Annotated in this window: 21 protein-coding genes and 1 riboswitch; of the genes, 7 read left to right on the top strand and 14 right to left on the bottom strand. The window is 34.8% G+C overall.

Annotation, left to right across the window (positions count from 1 at the left end; all coding sequences use genetic code 11):
* Nucleotides 1-73 precede the first annotated feature (73 nt).
* Nucleotides 74-832: a DeoR/GlpR family DNA-binding transcription regulator gene (locus tag BN2390_RS13930; protein ID WP_053984931.1), complete on the top strand. Its 759-nt coding sequence runs from the start codon at nt 74-76 to the stop codon at nt 830-832.
* Nucleotides 833-882: 50 nt separating this feature from the next.
* Here BN2390_RS13930 and fliD read toward each other — a convergent pair whose 3' ends face one another.
* From fliD to BN2390_RS13950, 4 genes are all read right to left on the bottom strand, one after another.
* Nucleotides 883-1587 (bottom strand): flagellar filament capping protein FliD, encoded by a 705-nt coding sequence (fliD, locus tag BN2390_RS13935; RefSeq protein ID WP_053984932.1) that lies wholly within the window; start codon nt 1585-1587, stop codon nt 883-885.
* 65 nt (nt 1588-1652) lie between these two features.
* Complete coding sequence (locus BN2390_RS13940) at nt 1653-2933, bottom strand: glutamate-5-semialdehyde dehydrogenase (protein ID WP_053984933.1); 1281 nt, start codon at nt 2931-2933, stop codon at nt 1653-1655.
* Between the two features lie 183 nt (nt 2934-3116).
* Nucleotides 3117-3674: a hypothetical protein gene (locus tag BN2390_RS13945; RefSeq protein ID WP_053984934.1), complete on the bottom strand. Its 558-nt coding sequence runs from the start codon at nt 3672-3674 to the stop codon at nt 3117-3119.
* 65 nt (nt 3675-3739) lie between these two features.
* Nucleotides 3740-4330, bottom strand: a complete 591-nt coding sequence (locus BN2390_RS13950; protein ID WP_053984935.1) for a collagen-like triple helix repeat-containing protein — start codon at nt 4328-4330, stop codon at nt 3740-3742.
* A gap of 160 nt (nt 4331-4490) precedes the next feature.
* Here BN2390_RS13950 and yjeM point away from each other — a divergent pair, with 160 nt between their 5' ends.
* Nucleotides 4491-5987, top strand: a complete 1497-nt coding sequence (yjeM, locus tag BN2390_RS13955) for a glutamate/gamma-aminobutyrate family transporter YjeM (RefSeq protein WP_053984936.1) — start codon at nt 4491-4493, stop codon at nt 5985-5987.
* Between the two features lie 66 nt (nt 5988-6053).
* On the top strand, nt 6054-6407 hold the full coding sequence (locus BN2390_RS13960) for a hypothetical protein (protein WP_053984937.1): 354 nt from the start codon (nt 6054-6056) through the stop codon (nt 6405-6407).
* Nucleotides 6408-6459: 52 nt separating this feature from the next.
* Here BN2390_RS13960 and BN2390_RS13965 read toward each other — a convergent pair whose 3' ends face one another.
* Nucleotides 6460-7491 carry a helix-turn-helix domain-containing protein gene (locus BN2390_RS13965; protein WP_053984938.1) on the bottom strand — a complete coding sequence of 344 codons (1032 nt, stop codon included), beginning with the start codon at nt 7489-7491 and terminating at the stop codon, nt 6460-6462.
* A 223-nt stretch (nt 7492-7714) separates the two neighbouring features.
* Here BN2390_RS13965 and BN2390_RS13970 point away from each other — a divergent pair, with 223 nt between their 5' ends.
* Nucleotides 7715-8026: a hypothetical protein gene (locus tag BN2390_RS13970; RefSeq protein WP_053984939.1), complete on the top strand. Its 312-nt coding sequence runs from the start codon at nt 7715-7717 to the stop codon at nt 8024-8026.
* Here the strand turns inward: BN2390_RS13970 and rimI are convergent.
* The 4 genes from rimI to BN2390_RS13990 all read right to left on the bottom strand — a co-directional run bounded on the left by rimI (nt 8019) and on the right by BN2390_RS13990 (nt 10397).
* The gene (rimI, locus tag BN2390_RS13975) at nt 8019-8456 is read right to left on the bottom strand and encodes a ribosomal protein S18-alanine N-acetyltransferase (protein WP_053984940.1); all 438 of its coding nucleotides are present in this window, start codon (nt 8454-8456) and stop codon (nt 8019-8021) included. The two genes, BN2390_RS13970 and rimI, sit on opposite strands and share 8 nt — an antisense overlap.
* Nucleotides 8446-9150: a tRNA (adenosine(37)-N6)-threonylcarbamoyltransferase complex dimerization subunit type 1 TsaB gene (tsaB, locus tag BN2390_RS13980; protein ID WP_053984941.1), complete on the bottom strand. Its 705-nt coding sequence runs from the start codon at nt 9148-9150 to the stop codon at nt 8446-8448. The genes rimI and tsaB overlap by 11 nt, the downstream gene beginning before the upstream one ends.
* 8 nt (nt 9151-9158) lie before the next feature.
* Nucleotides 9159-9575: a tRNA (adenosine(37)-N6)-threonylcarbamoyltransferase complex ATPase subunit type 1 TsaE gene (gene tsaE / locus BN2390_RS13985; protein ID WP_053984942.1), complete on the bottom strand. Its 417-nt coding sequence runs from the start codon at nt 9573-9575 to the stop codon at nt 9159-9161.
* 264 nt (nt 9576-9839) lie between these two features.
* Complete coding sequence (locus BN2390_RS13990; protein ID WP_053984943.1) at nt 9840-10397, bottom strand: ECF transporter S component; 558 nt, start codon at nt 10395-10397, stop codon at nt 9840-9842.
* 129 nt (nt 10398-10526) lie between these two features.
* Nucleotides 10527-10651, bottom strand: a riboswitch (FMN riboswitch).
* 220 nt (nt 10652-10871) lie between these two features.
* Here BN2390_RS13990 and BN2390_RS21430 point away from each other — a divergent pair.
* Nucleotides 10872-11024 (top strand): YfgJ family double zinc ribbon protein, encoded by a 153-nt coding sequence (locus tag BN2390_RS21430; RefSeq protein WP_082238793.1) that lies wholly within the window; start codon nt 10872-10874, stop codon nt 11022-11024.
* A gap of 58 nt (nt 11025-11082) precedes the next feature.
* Here BN2390_RS21430 and BN2390_RS13995 read toward each other — a convergent pair whose 3' ends face one another.
* Nucleotides 11083-12252 carry an MFS transporter gene (locus tag BN2390_RS13995; protein ID WP_053984944.1) on the bottom strand — a complete coding sequence of 390 codons (1170 nt, stop codon included), beginning with the start codon at nt 12250-12252 and terminating at the stop codon, nt 11083-11085.
* A gap of 134 nt (nt 12253-12386) precedes the next feature.
* Between BN2390_RS13995 and uppS the strand changes: the two genes are divergently transcribed.
* Complete coding sequence (gene uppS / locus BN2390_RS14000) at nt 12387-13028, top strand: polyprenyl diphosphate synthase (RefSeq protein ID WP_053984945.1); 642 nt, start codon at nt 12387-12389, stop codon at nt 13026-13028.
* A 75-nt stretch (nt 13029-13103) separates the two neighbouring features.
* On the opposite strand, the gene BN2390_RS14005 is transcribed toward uppS, so the two are convergent.
* The 4 genes from BN2390_RS14005 to BN2390_RS22285 form a co-directional block, all read right to left on the bottom strand.
* A complete protein-coding gene (locus BN2390_RS14005) occupies nt 13104-14480 on the bottom strand; it encodes an MATE family efflux transporter (protein ID WP_053984946.1) in 1377 nt (458 codons plus the stop codon).
* Between the two features lie 187 nt (nt 14481-14667).
* Nucleotides 14668-15303, bottom strand: coding sequence for an HAD family hydrolase (locus tag BN2390_RS14010; protein WP_053984947.1), 636 nt, complete (start codon nt 15301-15303; stop codon nt 14668-14670).
* A 204-nt stretch (nt 15304-15507) separates the two neighbouring features.
* Complete coding sequence (locus BN2390_RS21950; protein ID WP_053984948.1) at nt 15508-16083, bottom strand: hypothetical protein; 576 nt, start codon at nt 16081-16083, stop codon at nt 15508-15510.
* A gap of 260 nt (nt 16084-16343) precedes the next feature.
* On the bottom strand, nt 16344-16904 hold the full coding sequence (locus BN2390_RS22285; RefSeq protein ID WP_278308271.1) for a hypothetical protein: 561 nt from the start codon (nt 16902-16904) through the stop codon (nt 16344-16346).
* Nucleotides 16905-17334: 430 nt separating this feature from the next.
* Between BN2390_RS22285 and BN2390_RS14025 the strand changes: the two genes are divergently transcribed.
* On the top strand, nt 17335-17937 hold the full coding sequence (locus BN2390_RS14025) for a metallophosphoesterase family protein (RefSeq protein WP_053984950.1): 603 nt from the start codon (nt 17335-17337) through the stop codon (nt 17935-17937).
* Nucleotides 17938-17982: the final 45 nt, after the last annotated feature.

Below are 17982 nucleotides of genomic sequence, written 5' to 3' on the forward strand. Positions count from 1 at the left end.
TTGATTTTTTTCACTATTAGCTTTAAAATAATGAAAAATAATTCAATTTTTATGAACATATTTGGGGGAATTTATGCTAAATACAAGACAAGAACAATTACTAAATTTATTAAAGCAAAAGAAAACAATTGCTATTCCTCATCTTGCTGACCTACTCTCATATAGTGCTTCTACCATTCGTCGTGACCTTATTTTATTAGAAGAAATGGGGTTAGTAAAAAGAGATAAAGGAAATGTAAGTATTATCGTTACAACCACTAAAGAAAAACACTTTAAATTACGTAACCAAGAAAATATTTCTATCAAACAAACCCTAGCCCAATTTGCTACTGATTTTATCACCGATGGTAGTTCCATGTTTTTAGATTCTAGTTCAACAGTCCTACAGCTTTGTCCCTTACTCAATAACTATAAAAATATTACCGTTGTTACCAATGGTATCGAAGTTGCTCATAGTTTAATCGAACACACTGCTTGTGAAGTTTTTGTTGTTGGTGGATATGCCCGTGAAGGTTCTAGTGGCATTGTTGGCGAGTCTGCCCTTGAGTATATTAAGCAATTCAACCTAGACCTTTGTATTATGTCTTGTGCAGGTGTAGATCATAAAGGCTTTACTGATCCAAGTATGCAACAAGCCTGTACAAAAAAACAAATGTGTGAACAATCAAGACTTACGCTTATGCTCTGTGATCATACTAAATTCCTCAATAATTATAAGTTTAACTTAGCTTCTTTTAATCAAGTGGACTATTTATTAACCGATCAAGAACCTACCTCTTCTATTTTTGAAGCTGCACGCCAAAATAATTGTGAAATCCTTTGGCCTCATTAAAATTCTATAGATACAACAAAGAGCGCCACACATTATGTGACGCTCTTTGCTTATGCAAATAAATTAATCATATTAAATGTAGCTTGAGCTGAATAATACATATTCATAAACTGAGCATTACTCGCCATTTTACGAATTCCAGCATAATATGTTTCTTCATCCATTACATTCTGTAGCTTGTTACTAGACTCTGCTAAAAGAGATTGAGAGGATGTATTAATCCCTCTCATTGCGAAATCTTCCGTTTTCTTTACTAATGTAGATAATGTATCTTTTACTCTATCTGGACTAGCAGTTAAACTCTCTTTAAATTTAGTCTCATCTATAGCTAATTTACCATCACTTCCAACACCAATCCCTATATCTTGTAAAGATTTTTCATAGGTTTTACCTACAGAAGTTAATGAATCATGTAAACGATTAAGAGTTTTATTTTTTCCTTTGTTCTTTTCCAGAAAATCAACAGATTCATTAAATTTATCTACAAATTCTTTTGTATTTTTTTCAATTTTATCTGCTGATTCATTACCCTTTTGATTTTGTAACTTAGCAGCGGCACCATATAAAGTACTCATTTGATTGCTAAAGTTTTTAACAAAATTTAAATCCTTTGCTGCTAATTGATTCTTATAGTAACTTTGCGAAATACTATAACGTTCTTGTGGTGCAGATTGTGCCTGTACAGACCTTGCTGCTACTTGCTGCGTCTGTGCTATAGCTTGATATCCACTCTGAAGCCCTACATTTTGTATCATAAGGTTCTCCTTTCATAATAGTGTCTATAAGTTATTTCGGCATCAATATACTTTAGTTCAAGTTCTTAGATTAATTTTTTATGAGTGAACTTTTTAGTACCTGAAGCATAATCTCCAACAATATGACCATGACCCATTAATTTATATTTATAAATTAATAACCCTTCAATACCTACTGGCCCTCTTGCATGAATCTTAGAAGTACTTACACCAACTTCTGCTCCAAATCCGTATCTAAATCCATCACTAAAACGTGTAGATACATTACAAAATACATTTCCTGAATCTACAAGCATCATAAATTTCTTAACAGCTTCCTCATCTGTAGAAACAATACAATCTGTATGACCTGAACCATACGTATTAATATGATTAATCGCTTCTTCTAAGCTACTTACAATTTTAATAGATAAAATATAATCTAAGTATTCTGTTTGCCAGTCTTCATCTGTAGCTTCTTCACATTCAATGATTGCTCTTGTTTTTTCACAAGCTTTGATTGTTGCTCCTTTATCTTCTAAAGAGGCTTTAAGACGAGGTAAAAATTCACTTGCTACTGCTTCATGTACAAGTAATGTTTCAAGTGCATTACATACTGATACATATTGTGTTTTTGAATCTGTTACAACTTTTACTGCTAACTCTAAATCAGCAGCTTTATCTACGTAACTATGACAAATTCCATCTGCATGTCCCATTACAGGGATATCTGAGTTTTTCATAATGTATTGTACGAATTCATTTGATCCTCTTGGAATAAGAAGGTCAATATAATTATGCATTTTAAGAATCTCACTTACTTCTTCACGTGTTTCCATAAGTGTAATCCAACCTTGTGGCATACCTGCTTCTTCTGAAGCTTTTTTAATAATTTCAAATAGAATTTTATTTGTTTCTTTAGCTTCACTACCACCTTTAAGGAGTACACTGTTACCACTCTTTAGACATAAGCTTGAAATTTGAACAAGTGCATCTGGTCTAGACTCAAAAATAACACCAATAACACCTATAGGACAAGAAATACGTGTAAGAATTAATCCTTCATCTAATTCTGTTTGCATTTGTACTTTGCCAACTGGTTCTTCCATATGCACTAAACTTTCAATACCATCTAATACATCTTGTAATTTGCCTTCATCAAAACGTAATCTTTTAAGCACTGGCATTGCTATGTTCTGCGCTTCACTTACTTCTATATCCTTTTGATTGGCTGCAAAGATTGCTTCTTTATTGGCCTTTAATGCTTCTTGAACGGCAACTAATGCCTTTCTTTTTGCATCGCCATCTATTGCTTGTAGCATAATAGAGGCTTCACGTGCCTTACTTGCTGATTCATATATATTCATCGTCCTAACACCTTACCTTTTCCGAGTATGATTTAATGCTATTCTACACATCCTAAATGTGAAGGTCAATGTTTTTTACATTTTTTGCAAGGACGCTTATTGAGATGATGAGAAACAAAAAAGCTCCCACCTATCTAGGTTTACTTCGCCCTAGGATATGGAGCTTTTTATTCTATATCTTACTTAAGCGTTTACTAATCTATGACCTTTTGGTGATTTTTCAATACGTATATGCATTGCATTTCTTAAATACTCCATGCTACGTACTTGATTAATGTGTCTTAAGCTATCTGTTTTTGCTACTCTCTCAATCATTGGAAGAATAGCTTGTTTTTCTTCTTTTGAGATTTTGTTTGTTTTGCAGTGGGCATTAACAAACTTTAATGTCTCAACAATTTGATCTACTGTTATCTTACTTGGGTCAACAAGTGTATAAGTAAAATCTTTACGACGTTTCCCTTCTGGGTAAGCTTGCTTGAAGAACTCCATAAAAGGATCTGACTTTTGAGTAATCTCAGTTGGGCGATATTTAATAAGTGTCTTGTTAAGCTCAGTCTTTAAATAAACAATAGTATTAGGCTTTACATTTGCACTCATTACTTCAATGGCATCATAAATTTCTTTATAAAGTTTTTCTACTTCTTCTACAGCTAAACCTGCTTTTGCTTGTTTTCTTGTATCATCTATAGCCTCAAGTACTGCCTTTTTTGTTGTAAGAGGCTTCTTTTCCATTTGTTCCATGTGCTTCCTCCATTTATCATGCTGTATCTTCTATTATATACATAAAACGTTCTTTTTATCAAATTCTATCCTACCGTAGATGAAATTTGCAAAATACTAATATTGGAATTTACAAGATCTATTGTATCTAATCCTATGTTTTGAACAGTAATTGTTACTGTTTTTCCTGCTTTTACTTTTACAAAATAGCTGACCCAACCACTATTATAATGTGTTTTATCTTGTGTATTTTGTGAAACAACTCTTGCATCAGTAATAAATTTATCTACTACCAAAGCAAATATAAGACCTTGCCCTACTATATTATCTACTCCATCTACAGCTAAATCAACTTTATAAATTCCTTCAGCAGATAAAACTATTTGAGGTGTATCGTTAGTATGAGTGATACTTGTTCCACTCCCACTAATTAGATTTCCGTAATTAATACTTCCATTGGGTGCTACTGAAGAAGTCGTACCTGTAGACCTATAAGTAGCACAGTTTGTAAGTTGAATTGTACCTCTTGGACCTTGTGAACCTGTGATTCCTTGTGGGCCTGTGGCTCCTTGTAGACCTGTGATTCCTTGTGGGCCTATAGGTCCTTCTATACATTTAAGGCAACAGCAATAACATTCTTCATAGCAATAATTATTTTGCTGACAATACCTTCTCATATCTACTCCTCCTTTTATGTTTATACTCCATTCTATGTTTTTTGCTGTTTTAATGATAAAAAATAATCTCTTAAACTGTTTTTTTATCATTAAAGCATGTTTTTTATATTTTGGTGCATTCTAATTACTAACTGAATGACAGACTAGAAGGAGGACATTTATGTCTCAAGATGCAAAAAAACAACTTACACTCCTATCTCTTGTACTGATGATTTTTACATCTGTATATGGATTTGCTAATATGCCAAGAGCCTTTTACTTAATGGGTTATGGTGCGATTCCTTGGTATTTAGCCGGTGCGATCTTCTTCTTCCTACCTTATGCTTTTATGATGGCTGAGTATGGTGCAGCCTATAAACATGAAAAAGGTGGAATCTATTCTTGGATGGCAAGTGCTGTAAATCCAAAATTTGCTTTTGTCGGAACTTTCATGTGGTATGCTTCTTATCTTGTGTGGCAAGTAAACGTTTCTACTACTATATGGGTCCCTCTATCAAACGCTATATTTGGTCGGGATATGACTCAAAGTATGAATTTCTTTGGAATGAGTGCAACGAAATGGCTAGGAATCCTTGGTGCCATTTGGATTTTATTTGTTACTTTTATCTCAACACGTGGACTAGATAAAATCAAAAAAATTACCTCTGTAGGTGGTTTTGCCGTAATGCTTTTAAATGTTATTTTACTTATTGGAGGACTTGTTGTACTGGCTCTTCATGGTGGACAATTTGCCCAACCTATTACTGATGGCTTAAAAACATTTACTGTATCTCCAAACCCAGCTTATCAATCTCCATTATCTATTATTTCTTTCTTGACTTATGCTATTTTCGCATATGGTGGTATTGAAGCTGTCGGTGGTCTTGTTGACCAAACTAAAAATGCTGAAAAAACTTTTCCTCTAGGTGTAACCATTTCTGCTATTGTTATTTCTGTTGGATACTCTCTAGGTATCTTTATTATGGGTATCTTCATTAACTGGGGTAATATACTTTCTCTTCCTTCAGTTAATACAGCAAATGTAACTTATATTGTTATGGAAAACCTAGGTTACACTTTAGCAAATGGCTTTGGATTATCTGAAGCTGCTAGCTTAACAGTTGGTGCTTGGGTAGCTCGTCTTGTAGGACTTTCTATGTTTCTTGCCTTAACTGGTGCGTTCTTTACTTTAATCTACTCACCACTTAAACAATTAATAGAAGGTACGCCTAAAGAACTTTGGCCAGGCCGTATTGCAGAAACAAAAGATGGTATGCCTGCATATGCTATGAAAATACAAGCTACTGTTGTCGCTATTCTTATCTTGCTTATTTCCTTTGGTGGTGACAATGCATCTGCATTATTTAATAAGCTCGTTACAATGACCAATGTAGCAATGACTATTCCTTATATGTTCTTAGCGATTGCCTTCCCATTCTTTAAGAAAAAAGATAACATTGTTAAACCTTTTACTATTTATAAAGGTTATGGTGTTGCTCTTGTAGCGTCTATCATCGTTACGATTACTGTTGGTTTTGCAAATATCTTTTCTATTATTGAACCTGGACTTGCAAAAGGATATTGGATAGATACACTCTTTGCCGGTGGTGGACCAGTACTTTTCGCTATTGTTGCCTTATGGCTTTACTATAGCTATGAAAAGAAACAACGTAACTAACACTTGTCACATTTTGTCAAGTAAGCTATCATAATAGGAGAATCTAATTTTTTCGAGGTCCTAGTTATGAAGAAAAAAGCGAAACCTATTTGTCAGTTACACACAATTTTAGATGAACCTATTGCAGAATTAAGTCTTGAAAAATTAATTGGTAATCAAGAATCTATCAATACAGATAGTATTACGATTAACAAAGATATTTTACAAGCTCCTACCTCACTCGCCGAGATTTGTGCTACATTAGAAGCACTTGACGATGAAAACTCTATGGAAAACTTTATTGATAAATTTAGTAGTGCAACCTTTACTTCTTTAGATGAACTTTTAGCAAAACATACAACTCAACCTTATGAGTTTCAAGTAAAGGCTGCAACAAGTGAAAAGCTCTTCGAAGGTCTAGAAGGACTTTTTGATGAATAAATAAAAATACCTTAGTAAAGTGTATCATACATCTTTACTAAGGTATTTTTATTTATTCATTACGTAAGGATTTTAGCCTTTCAATTTCTCGCTTATGGATATCAATACTTTCTCCACTTGTTTTCTGATAATCTTCTTTTAAGCACTGTACAATACGTTCCCTATCTTTAATAGCTGCTTCATAATCTCCCATTCTCTCATGCATCTGCGCCAGAGAGTGCAACCCATCTGTAATACGTGGAGATTCTTGTATATTAAAACACGTTTCATAATCATTTAACGCTTCTTGAATCATGCCTATCTTCTTATAGCGATCTGCTCTTGAGCAGTAAGCCTGCCATGTATTAGGATGTTCTTCTACTGCTGCATTCCACAGTTCTTTTGCTTTTTCTAAGTCACCTTTGCCATATGCCACATCTCCCATATACATATTGGCTTGATAATTATTTTTTACCTTTCTTATCTGTTCAATATAAGGTACAGCTTCTTCATAACGTTCATCATCCAATAAGTTTTCAATGATTGCATAAAGTCCAAGAAAGCTATTTGGATTCTTCTCTAAAAAGGTTTTGAAATACTCAATTACCGTAAAATGATTATCATACCATTCATCACCACAAACACCTCTGTTTGCTTCTAAATAGGCACACCATCCACTTTTATTACTTGGCTCTAAATCTAGTACTTTTTTTGCATATTCAGATGCTAATTCGTGATCACTGTGAGCTCTATGATTATAAAGACAGGCTAGATTTTCATATGCTCTTACATTGTTTGGCTCTTGTTTGAGCACCCCTTCTAAAAAACGAACTGCATGATCAAAGGTCTCTGTTTTTATCCTTCTCTCATTCCAATACATATTTTCAATACGCTCAAATTCAGTTTCATTAGGTAATTGAAATAATTCATCTATAGTAATACCAAAATAAGTTGCTAACTTAGGTAATAGAGCTATGTCTGGTACACTCATTTCAGTTTCCCACTTTGAAACTGCCTGAGGCGATACACCTAAGTAATTTGCTAGCTCTTCTTGCTTTACATTTTTCTGTAATCTTAAGGATTTGATTTGCTTACCTATATTCATTACGCCCCTCCACATTCAACCTTTAGTAGTTTTTGATTTGATGTATCAGCTGATAATGCTATTATAAGGATTATTTTCTAAGGCTTCAATGGAGGCATATTTGATTGTAATCTACCCTTAGTTGAATAAAAAAGGCTTTTAAGTCATTCTACTTAATAACTTAAAAGCCTTTTTACTATGTTATACTATAGCTATATTTAATTAAACTACAAGGGGGATCTATATGCTAAGCAATGACTATAGTTTATTTTTTATACTATGTGGTATTCCTATCTTATTTTCTCTATTTGCTTCTGATAAAACAATCTTATTCATCTTAAACAGTAGATTTCACAGAGATTACCCACATAAAAATATAAAGAAGTACTCTTTATTTAAACGTATAGAACTTTGCTGTATATCTCTGATTTTAGAGATTGCTGTAGCCCTTCTTATGACATATCCTAACTTCGATATTAATTACTATGCTTTAGTTATTATCTTCTTTATAGCTATAGAATGGCTTTTAGAAGTTAAACTCTTTGGTCCTAATTAATACTATAGGCCATTAGGATAGCATCTTCTGTTGGTTTCGTATAATAATTCTTTCTTCTACCGATATCTGTAAAACCTGTTCCTGTATAAAGATTGATAGCAGGTGTATTACTTGCACGTACTTCTAGTATAAGTACTTCTAAGTTTTTGTCTTTACCATATGCAATCAGTCCATCTACAAGTTGTTTCCCTATACCTTTTCTTCTACCACTTGGGCGTACTGCAATATTGGTAATCTGCCCTTCACCTACTACATCCCATAGACCTGCATAACCTAGTACTTGTCCATCTTCTTCTGCAATAAGATAATAAGCTACTGGATTTTCAAGTTCTTTGGTTATAGATTCTAGAGACCATGGTACGCTAAAAGAGTCTACTTCTATAGCATAAATTGCTTCAATATCCTCTTTTGACGCTTTTCTAATGACCACTTTGTTCTCTCTCCTCTAGCTCTCTTTCTGCTTGGCTCTTTCTAAGATAGATTGGTACAAATTCATCTGCATCTACCATCTCACCTTTTTCAAAAGCTTCACAAGCTAGCTGAGCAAGTACACTTGCTCTTTGCATGTGTAAGAAACTTGGTGCAAACTGGGCTGCGTCTCCCATTACATCTGTAATTTTACCTTTAAGCACATCTACACCATCACCTAAGAAGATGGTCTGTCTTCCTGCAAGTTTCTCTAATAACTCATCGATTTCAACAGCTAAATGGTCACCTTCACGCTCTAGTGTTCCATTTTTCCATTGGTAAATCCCAGTATAAACTTGATTTCTTCTGGCATCCATAATTGGGCAAATCACTTCACTTGCAAATGAAATATTGTGTGCCATAACATCTAATGTAGGTATCCCAATAATAGGTACACCAATAGCAAGTGCCATAGCTTTTGCTGTTGCTACACCAATACGGATGCCTGTAAATGACCCTGGCCCACTTGTTACTGCTACTGCATCTATCTCATTCATTTCAAAACCAATTAAGCCTTTAAGATGTTCAAGCATTGGCATAATGGTTTGAGAGTGTGTAAGCTTATGGCAAATATAGTATTCACCTACTAATTTATAATCACTAATATATGCTACACTTCCTGATAAACCTGAAGCATCTATCGCTAATATATTCATGTATTCACCTACTTCATTGTAATTTTTCTATAATCAAAACCTTGTTCTAAGTCTTTCTCTATTGTAATCCATTTTGCTGTATCTGGGATAGCATCTGGTACATTGTTTGCCCATTCTACTAAGCATACACCTTCTCCAAAGAAATAATCTTCGTATCCAATCATCTCTAACTCATCTGGATCTTCAATACGATACATATCAAAATGATATAATGGCATTTCGCCTTCATATTCTTGTACAATTGTAAATGTTGGGCTTGTAATATGTTCTGTAATCCCAAGTCCAGTTGCAAAACCTTTTGAAAAAACAGTTTTACCCACACCTAAATCCCCAATGAGGCAATAAATATCCCCTTTCTTGGCATTCTTGGCGATTTCATAACCTCTATTAAAAGTTTCTTCTTCTGATAAACTAATCCATTCCATAGGGGTTTCCTTTCTTTATGTCATTAAGCATTATTTTAATACTGTTTGCTATAACTTTCAACTCTTTACGCCCTTTTATGTATTCAAAGTATAACTGAATGACATTTATTTTATGCATATTTTAAAAACTACGGCACATACTAAGTTTACATCAACAACATACAATTTTGCTTTCACTTATTCCTCTCCCTTAACCTCATAGACAAAAAATGGCACTTAGCTTATTGCTAAGTGCCATTTTTATTTGCTTTGTTTTATAATTTATTAATTAGATTTTTTGAGTGATAAGTATCTAAGTGCTGGTTGCATTGCTTTAATAATAACAGCACTTACTATAGAAACAATCACACCTTTAATTAAGTTAAATGGGATAATTACAGTTAATACGAATGGTAATTTTTCAACTTCTAATCCGTATAATGGAATAAGAATGAAGTAGTTTGCAAATGCACCTACGATTGCCATTGCAACTGTACCTAACCCTAAACCAATTACTATTGTTTTAAAGCTTTTATTTTTTCTTAACATAAATGCTAATGGTAATAAATAACCAAGGCTTACTAATAGGTTAGCAAGTTCACCTACACCACCTGTATAAGAGTTAAAGAATGCTAATGCATTTTTGATAACCGTTACGCCAAGTCCTACAAATGGTCCTACAACGATACTTCCTACAATAGCAGGTAACTCACTAAAGTCGATTTCTAAAAATGTTGGAAAAGCAGGTAATGGGAATTTAAATACTCTCATTAAGATAAAAGCTATAGCACTTAAAAGTGCAACCTTGATAAGCACTTGTGTATTAAATGATTTTTTTTGCATAAAGCATCCTCCTGAATATAAAAAAGCAACCCATTCATTCTTAGGGTTGCCGTTTTTTGTATAATCATTGCATACTTTATGAAATATTTCTATATAAGAAATAATACTCTCTATTAGATATGCTTACATGCAACTCTTCTACCATCCAGACTTTACTGTCGGTTTTGGAATTTCACCAAATCAATACATTACTTCTAATGTAGTCGCGGACTGTCACCGCCGGTCGGGAATTTCACCCTGCCCTGAAGAATTAAGTTAGCTTCTTTATTTAATTTTATGAGCTTATTATACGCCCCTATACTATAAATTGCAAGCATAAGGCTTATACTTCTTTTAAATTTTAATCTTATATATTTTTCTCACAATAATTATTCTTTTATTTTTTCCTAGTTGATTAACCTTTTTATTAAGTCATATACTATAACTAGGGTACATTTATCTAATTTCTATTTAATGACTAGGAGGATTTTAACGATGAAAGAAAAGCTTATTTGCCCAGATTGTAATCAAAAAGAAGTAGAAGAAGTTAATGCTTGTGGTGCAAGCAATTATTTTTGTAATCACTGTAAAAAACTAATCTCATCTAGCCGTGTTAAAGAAAAAAATAATCTCGAAGAACGTAAATAACATAAAAGGAGCTGCTACATTATAATGTGACAGCTCCTTTTTATACCTATCTAATTATCTAATGACTTTTCTTTTTTGGTGAGATCATTAGACCTAATACAAGTAAGACACCTACCAAACTAATTCCCATAAGAATATAAGTTGCAACTTGCCAGCTTGCCTGTTCTGCAGTCCCTAATATTACAGGCCCACAAGCAAATACACCTATATAATAAAACAGATTCATAATCGCAACAGTATAACCAATTAAACTTGGCTTTTTAGCTATGGCAGGTGCGATACAGAATAATGCTGTTATGGTAAATCCTCCAAATATAGCTACTAAAAGGGTATGTAAAATATAAGTCGATGGTCCTAATATAGTTGCCATATAGCTTGTTCCTATCAAACCTATAAAACCTAATAATGCAGTCAATAATGGCTTACCTGTTTTGTCCACAATAATCCCACATAAAATACAACATGGTATACCAAATAGTCCATTAAGTCCTGCATAGAAATTAGCTGTTCCAGCATCCAATCCATAGAATCCCATAAACAGCTGAGGGTAAGTCGTAACAAATGTGAATAATACAAATGCTACACATCCTCTTGCAAGTGCTACACTCCATAATCTACTGTTTTTCATTGCTTCTATTAACGAAGGTTTTTCCTGTTTATTATCTTCATGTTCTTCTTCTGGCACCTGAATAAAGCACCAAACAAGTATAAAGCAAATCACACTCATCCCAGCTGTAATAAACCATAAACTTTTTAAACCTAAGCTACTTGTAATGCTTAATCCTACATTCATCATTACAAATGATCCAAGTGCTGCAAATGTATTAAACATTCCCATAGCTGATCCTGCTTTTTCACCAAACCACCCTTTAATCATTGCAACCCCTACTAGGATAATCATTGCAAATGCAATACTTTCTATAGCACGGCTTATTAAAAGCACACTATAATGATTGGTTAATCCCCCTAGTACATTCCCTATCAACAAAGACATCATTAATGATAATAATAACTTTTTAGGCCCTAACTTATTCATAATGGTCGCACTCGGTATTGCTAATATAATACCTGCAACCGTAAAGATAGACATCAACCATGATGCTTGTGATAGAGAGATATTCATACTGTCACTAATCATCCCCATAATTGGTGGTACCTTAAGCTGGCTAATGGCAACTGTTATCGCACAGAAAAACAGTATACCAAACATACTCCACTTATTTTTCATTTGTTTCCTCCAAAGTCCTTTTTGTCTGTATAAATACTTCCGTAGTGTATAATTTTTAAGCCCTTCATTGCAATAACCTATGTATATTATTTTTAATGTGGTTAAAACTCTATAAGATAAGGAGGTGTATGCCGATGCGCATTCCAAAACATATAGCTGTTATCCCAGATGGCAATAGACGCTGGGCAAAATCCGCAGGTCTTGAGAAACATGAGGGCTATAACCACGGGTTAGACCCTGGACTTCTCTTTCTTAAACTCTGCAGAAAGTATGGAGTTGAAGAAGTTACTTACTATGGTTTTACAACTGATAATTGCAAACGTCCTAAAACACAAGTTGAGGCTTTCTCTAAAGCTTGTGTTGAAGCTGTAAAACTTATTGAAGATAAAAATGTCTCCCTACTTGTTGTAGGAAATACGGAATCAGACTGTTTTCCATCAGAACTACTTCCATATACCACCCGTACTAATCCAGACAGCGGTGATATTAAAGCTAACTTTCTTGTCAATTACGGATGGGAATGGGATCTTGGGGCTATGCATACTGATACTAAGAATCGAAAAAGTATTTATGATTCCCTTCGTTCCAAAGACATTTCTCGTATAGACTTAGTCATCCGCCTCGGTGGGCGCTCTCGCCTTTCAGGCCTCCTACCCGTTCAATCGGTCTATGCTGATATCTTTTGCTTAGATGATATGTGGCCTGACTTTAATGAAGATCACTTTTTAGCAGCCCTTAACTGGTACAATGGACAAGATATCACACTAGGTGGATAAACAAATAGAGGAGCTTATCTAAGCTCCTCTTAATCTAACATTAACTATATAACAATTTTTTATTATGTCTTTTTACTATGCTACAATTTCTTCATTACTTGTAGCTTCTTTTCCTTTAAAGCCATACATCCAATTCCCTTTTAAGTAATAAACCAAGAAGAATAATGAGCTTAACGACCATGTTAATGGATATGCCCAGAATATTACTTGAATATCATTGATAAAGTGAGTAGCTACTGTTACATAGATAACCCTTATCACACACCAACATGTAAGCATAACAAGCATTGGTACAATAGACTTTCCAGCACCTCTTAAAATACCTGCAATACAATGTGAAAAGGCAAGTAAGAAGAAGAAAAGAGCAATAGTTCTTGCTTGTAATGTACCATAAGCAATAACTTCCGGATCTCTATTAAATAGGCTAATTAACTGCGGTGCTGCTATAAAGAAAAGTATACCGATGGTTTCTGCTAATAGCATAGATGTAAGAATTCCAAAATGTGTCCCTTTTTTAGCACGTTCATATTTTCCTGCTCCTAAGTTCTGTCCTATAAATACGGTCATAGACATAGTAAAGCTTGTAATTGGAATAAATACAAAACCCTCTATCTTAGAGTAAGAACCACACCCTGCTACTGCTACTGCATCAAAAGCATTTATATTAGACTGTACAACGATATTAGCTAGTGCAATAACTGAATTTTGCACACCAGATGGAATACCAAACTGTAAAATCTGTTTAAGCATATCCATATGTACAGCAAGCTTCTTAAAGCTTATTTGGTACACCTCATTGGTGCGCATTAAATGACGGAAAGCTAAAATTGCACTTACAGCTTGTGCAATAACAGTTGCTAAAGCTGCTCCGCCTATACCCATTTTGAAGACAACAACAAATAATAAGTCTAATACCACATTAGTAATAGAAGAAACAATAAGAAAATATAAAGGTCTCTTACTATCTCCTACTGCTTGGAATATCCCACTAGCAGCATTATACATTACAATAGTTATAATCCCAGCAAAATAAATACGTACATAGGTCACAGCATTTTCAAATACTGATGCTGGTGTCCCCATAAGTTTTAGAATTTGTGGTGCTAGGATAGATCCTATAATAGTAAGTCCAATTCCTGAAATTAAGGCAAAACAAACAGCTGTATGAATTGCTCTTTCTACATTCTTTTTATCGTCTGCCCCAAAATAGCGTGAAATTGCAACCCCTGCCCCTGAGAATACACCTCCAACTAATCCTACTAGTAAAAAAATCAATGAGCCCGTGGAGCTAATCGCAGCAAGAGACTCCTTCCCTAAAAAGTTTCCTACAATAAGTGAGTCCACAATATTGTATAACTGCTGAAATAAGTTTCCCAAAAAGATAGGAACTGCGAAGGTTATTATTTTTTTATAAATAGAACCTTCTGTCATTAACATTACATTTGACTGCATTTTTCAATCCCCCATGTAGTTTGCATGATCTTGTTTAGTTTAAGTTTTTATAAAAATTTTTACACTAATTACTAATTATAGATTATATATAATTTTTTACAAGAGTTACCTGTCCCTGTTTAGCTCTAAAAAAAGGCACTCCATGATTGAAGTACCTATCTTAAGCTATATTTTATTTTTTATTACATTATCCCTCTACTTCATCTAAACTTTCCATAATCTTAATATGTGGATATGCTTTAAAATCTTCTTTAGTTGTTGTCCCTGTTGTTACACCTGCAAATGCTACACCTGCATTTTGTCCAGCCTGTGCATCAATATAACTATCTCCCACATAAAGGATTTCACTACTGTTTGCTTGGAAATATTCAGCTGCTTTAAGAATACCCTCCGGGCTTGGTTTAGCTTCTTGTACATCTTCTCTTCCAATAATTAAATCTACTAAATGACTTACTTCATATACTTTTAAAGTATCTTCTATTCTATAACGATATTTAGTTGAGATAATCCCTACTTTGTGCCCTGCTTCTTTCAAGCGTCTAAGCATTGGAATTGTTTCTTTATAAAGTGTTGTATGCGCTGTCATTACTTCATCTGCTTTAACTATGTATTCCTTTTCATACTGATTAAGTAAGTCTTCATCATTGGACTGCACTAATACTTTAAATCCGTCTTTAAGTGTCAAACCTATTGTACGTTTAATGGCCTCATCTGTTATATCTTCAATACTATGGGTATCTAAAACATGTCTAAAGCACATTACGATACCTCTCTCTGAGTCTGCTAACGTATAATCAAAATCAAATAAATAGATATTGTACATGGTTAATCTCCTTTTTATTTCTATATCTCTTTTTAGCATATACCTGCTTTCTAATTTGCACAACTCACTTCTATACAAAAAGGTATATCAAATAAATTCTTGATATACCTTTTCTTTAAGTTCCTAAATTATTTCAATGACTAAGAAGCTTGCATAAAGACAACCATTTTTAAACTTTACCTCATAAAATATTCATCTTTTCTTTTAGCTTCTAGTAAATTCTACAGCTGTTACATTTTTTAAACAAACAATCGCAGCTACATACTTATTAGTCTTCGACTCCTGATAGGTTAATACTACAGTAGAAAGTCCTGAAGCTGCAATATTTTTGAGCGGACTGCTTGGAAGAATGTCAACCATATTAGTAGAAATAGTACCTACTTGGTTTAAAAGGAATTGCTGTTTTAAAAAGAACTTTCTTAACCTTTCTGATGGGCAGTTGTTAAATTGACAAAGGTCAATATGCTGAGCTACACAATCACAACAGCTGGCATTATCACTAATACATGCACTACAACTAATACTCTTACCAGTTGCACATTTACAAGATGCATAATATTCATAACTACAAGGAGAAAGGGGATCTTTAATAATAGGCTCACCATTATTATCAAGATCTACTGTAGCTTCACACGTTTTTTGGCAGCAAAGCGTATAATTCAAAATAGTTTGAATACTTGTAATAAAATTGTTAAGATCCTCTTGTTTTTCAAAATAGACTTTTATTGCATCAATATTGCATATTGGGAAATATAAATCACTACCAACAAAAGATAACATACCATCTAGATTATCATCAATAGGAAGTCCTCCTGCAGTAGGAAGATCTGGATAATTAAAAGAGTTAACAATAATATTTGCAGGCTTCGGTTGTTTTAATCCTTTAAGGTAAGCTACTACCTTATTTAGAGTAATTTCACAAGGACAAATACATGGAGCAGCAGGACCGGCTGGGCCAGTAGGGCCAGCGACACCAGCTGGACCAGCTGGACCGATTGGACCGATTGGACCGACTGGACCGATTGGACCGACTGGTCCGGTTATCGGCTGTTGACAACAACAGCAACCGTCTCTACCATCTCTACCATCTCTACCTGGGGGGCCAACTGGACCGGGAGGGCCAACTGGACCGGCAACACCGGCTGGACCGGCTGGACCGGCTGGACCGGCTGCACCGGCTGGACCGGCTGGACCGGCTGCACCTGGTGCTCCTGGTGCTCCTGAAGGACCTGAAACACCTGGTGCGCCTGGTGCTCCTGGTGCTCCTGAAGGACCTGAAACACCTGGTGCGCCTGGTGCTCCTGGTGCTCCATCTGTCCCATCTTTTCCGTCTTTTCCGTCTTTGCCATCTTGACCATTCTGACCGCCTTGACCATCTGCTCCATTCTGACCATCTTGACCGTTCTGACCATCTTGACCATTCTGACCATCTTGACCGTTCTGACCATCTTGACCGTTCTGACCATCTTGACCATTCTGACCATCTTGACCATTCTGACCATCTTGACCATTCTGACCGTCTTGGCCGTTCTGACCATCTGCTCCATTCTGACCATCTTGGCCGTTCTGACCATCTGCTCCATTCTGACCGTCTTGACCATTCTGACCGNGTTATGCGGTATTAGCGTTCGTTTCCAAACGTTATCCCCCTGCATAGGGCAGGTTACCCACGCGTTACTCACCCGTCCGCCACTAACTTTGAGGAGCAAGCTCCTCGCAGTCCGTTCGACTTGCATGTGTTAAGCACGCCGCCAGCGTTCATCCTGAGCCAGGATCAAACTCTCAATTAAAAAGTTTGTCATCTGACATTTTGTACTGTTAAGTAGTACTGACTCGAATCTTTAAGATTCATTTTGAATCGACTGGTTTAATGGTTATTTGATTAAGTTGTCCATGCTTATTTCGTAAGCACTTGTTTATATTACCAATTAATACTTTCGCTGTCAACCTATAAATTGTAAAAATCTTGTTCAAAATTCATTATGTTTAGTGTATAATGAAGAAGCACACTTACGGCAAAGGATGAAGACTATGAAAATACTAATTGTTTCAGATGTAGAAAGTACATATATTTGGGATTTTTTTGATAAAGAAAAGTTTAAAGACATTGAACTGATTATTTCTTGTGGCGATTTAAAGGCATCTTATCTTTCTTTCCTTGTAACAATGATACCGGCACCACTTTTATATGTTCCAGGTAATCATGATGTAAGGTATTTAGATCAAGAACCTGAAGGTTGTATTAGCATTGATGACCAAGTCTTTATCTATAAAAATATAAAAATAGCCGGTCTCGGCGGTTGTATCGAATACTCTGGTGGCCCTTTCCAATATACTGAAAAGGTTATGCAAAAACGCACCAAAAAACTTATGAAGGCTTGTCAAAAAAAAGGTGGTTTAGATATACTTGTAACTCACTCACCTTCATTAGGCATAGGGGATGGCGATGATTGGGCTCACAAAGGTTTTGCCTGCTTTCATGATGTTTATGAGAAACTTTCACCAAAGTATCATTTACATGGTCACCAACATCTGAATTACGGAGCTAAAAATAAACGTCAGCTTATCGTAAATGAAACACAAGTTATTAATGGTTTTTCTTATTACATTCTTGATTATCCGAATCCTGAATAAATAAAAAAGCAAGTACATTTAAATGTACTTGCTTTTTTATTTTCA

The sequence above is a fragment of the Niameybacter massiliensis genome (assembly GCF_001282685.1).
In the GTDB taxonomy this organism is placed as follows: Bacteria; Bacillota; Clostridia; order Lachnospirales; family Cellulosilyticaceae; genus Holtiella; species Holtiella tumoricola.

Coding starts and splice junctions, on each gene's coding strand:
- BN2390_RS14005 (WP_053984946.1), bottom strand. CDS start 14,480: ATGCAGTCAAATGTAATGTTAATGACAGAAGGTTCTATTTATAAAAAA.
- yjeM (WP_053984936.1), top strand. CDS start 4,491: ATGTCTCAAGATGCAAAAAAACAACTTACACTCCTATCTCTTGTACTG.
- BN2390_RS14025 (WP_053984950.1), top strand. CDS start 17,335: ATGAAAATACTAATTGTTTCAGATGTAGAAAGTACATATATTTGGGAT.
- uppS (WP_053984945.1), top strand. CDS start 12,387: ATGCGCATTCCAAAACATATAGCTGTTATCCCAGATGGCAATAGACGC.
- tsaE (WP_053984942.1), bottom strand. CDS start 9,575: ATGGAATGGATTAGTTTATCAGAAGAAGAAACTTTTAATAGAGGTTAT.
- BN2390_RS13995 (WP_053984944.1), bottom strand. CDS start 12,252: ATGAAAAATAAGTGGAGTATGTTTGGTATACTGTTTTTCTGTGCGATA.
- BN2390_RS22285 (WP_278308271.1), bottom strand. CDS start 16,904: ATGGTCAAGACGGTCAGAATGGAGCAGATGGTCAGAACGGCCAAGATG.
- BN2390_RS21430 (WP_082238793.1), top strand. CDS start 10,872: ATGAAAGAAAAGCTTATTTGCCCAGATTGTAATCAAAAAGAAGTAGAA.
- BN2390_RS13945 (WP_053984934.1), bottom strand. CDS start 3,674: ATGGAACAAATGGAAAAGAAGCCTCTTACAACAAAAAAGGCAGTACTT.
- tsaB (WP_053984941.1), bottom strand. CDS start 9,150: ATGAATATATTAGCGATAGATGCTTCAGGTTTATCAGGAAGTGTAGCA.
- BN2390_RS13965 (WP_053984938.1), bottom strand. CDS start 7,491: ATGAATATAGGTAAGCAAATCAAATCCTTAAGATTACAGAAAAATGTA.
- BN2390_RS13960 (WP_053984937.1), top strand. CDS start 6,054: ATGAAGAAAAAAGCGAAACCTATTTGTCAGTTACACACAATTTTAGAT.
- BN2390_RS13930 (WP_053984931.1), top strand. CDS start 74: ATGCTAAATACAAGACAAGAACAATTACTAAATTTATTAAAGCAAAAG.
- BN2390_RS13990 (WP_053984943.1), bottom strand. CDS start 10,397: ATGCAAAAAAAATCATTTAATACACAAGTGCTTATCAAGGTTGCACTT.
- BN2390_RS13940 (WP_053984933.1), bottom strand. CDS start 2,933: ATGAATATATATGAATCAGCAAGTAAGGCACGTGAAGCCTCTATTATG.
- BN2390_RS13950 (WP_053984935.1), bottom strand. CDS start 4,330: ATGAGAAGGTATTGTCAGCAAAATAATTATTGCTATGAAGAATGTTAT.
- BN2390_RS14010 (WP_053984947.1), bottom strand. CDS start 15,303: ATGTACAATATCTATTTATTTGATTTTGATTATACGTTAGCAGACTCA.
- fliD (WP_053984932.1), bottom strand. CDS start 1,587: ATGATACAAAATGTAGGGCTTCAGAGTGGATATCAAGCTATAGCACAG.
- BN2390_RS13970 (WP_053984939.1), top strand. CDS start 7,715: ATGCTAAGCAATGACTATAGTTTATTTTTTATACTATGTGGTATTCCT.
- BN2390_RS21950 (WP_053984948.1), bottom strand. CDS start 16,083: ATGTTATCTTTTGTTGGTAGTGATTTATATTTCCCAATATGCAATATT.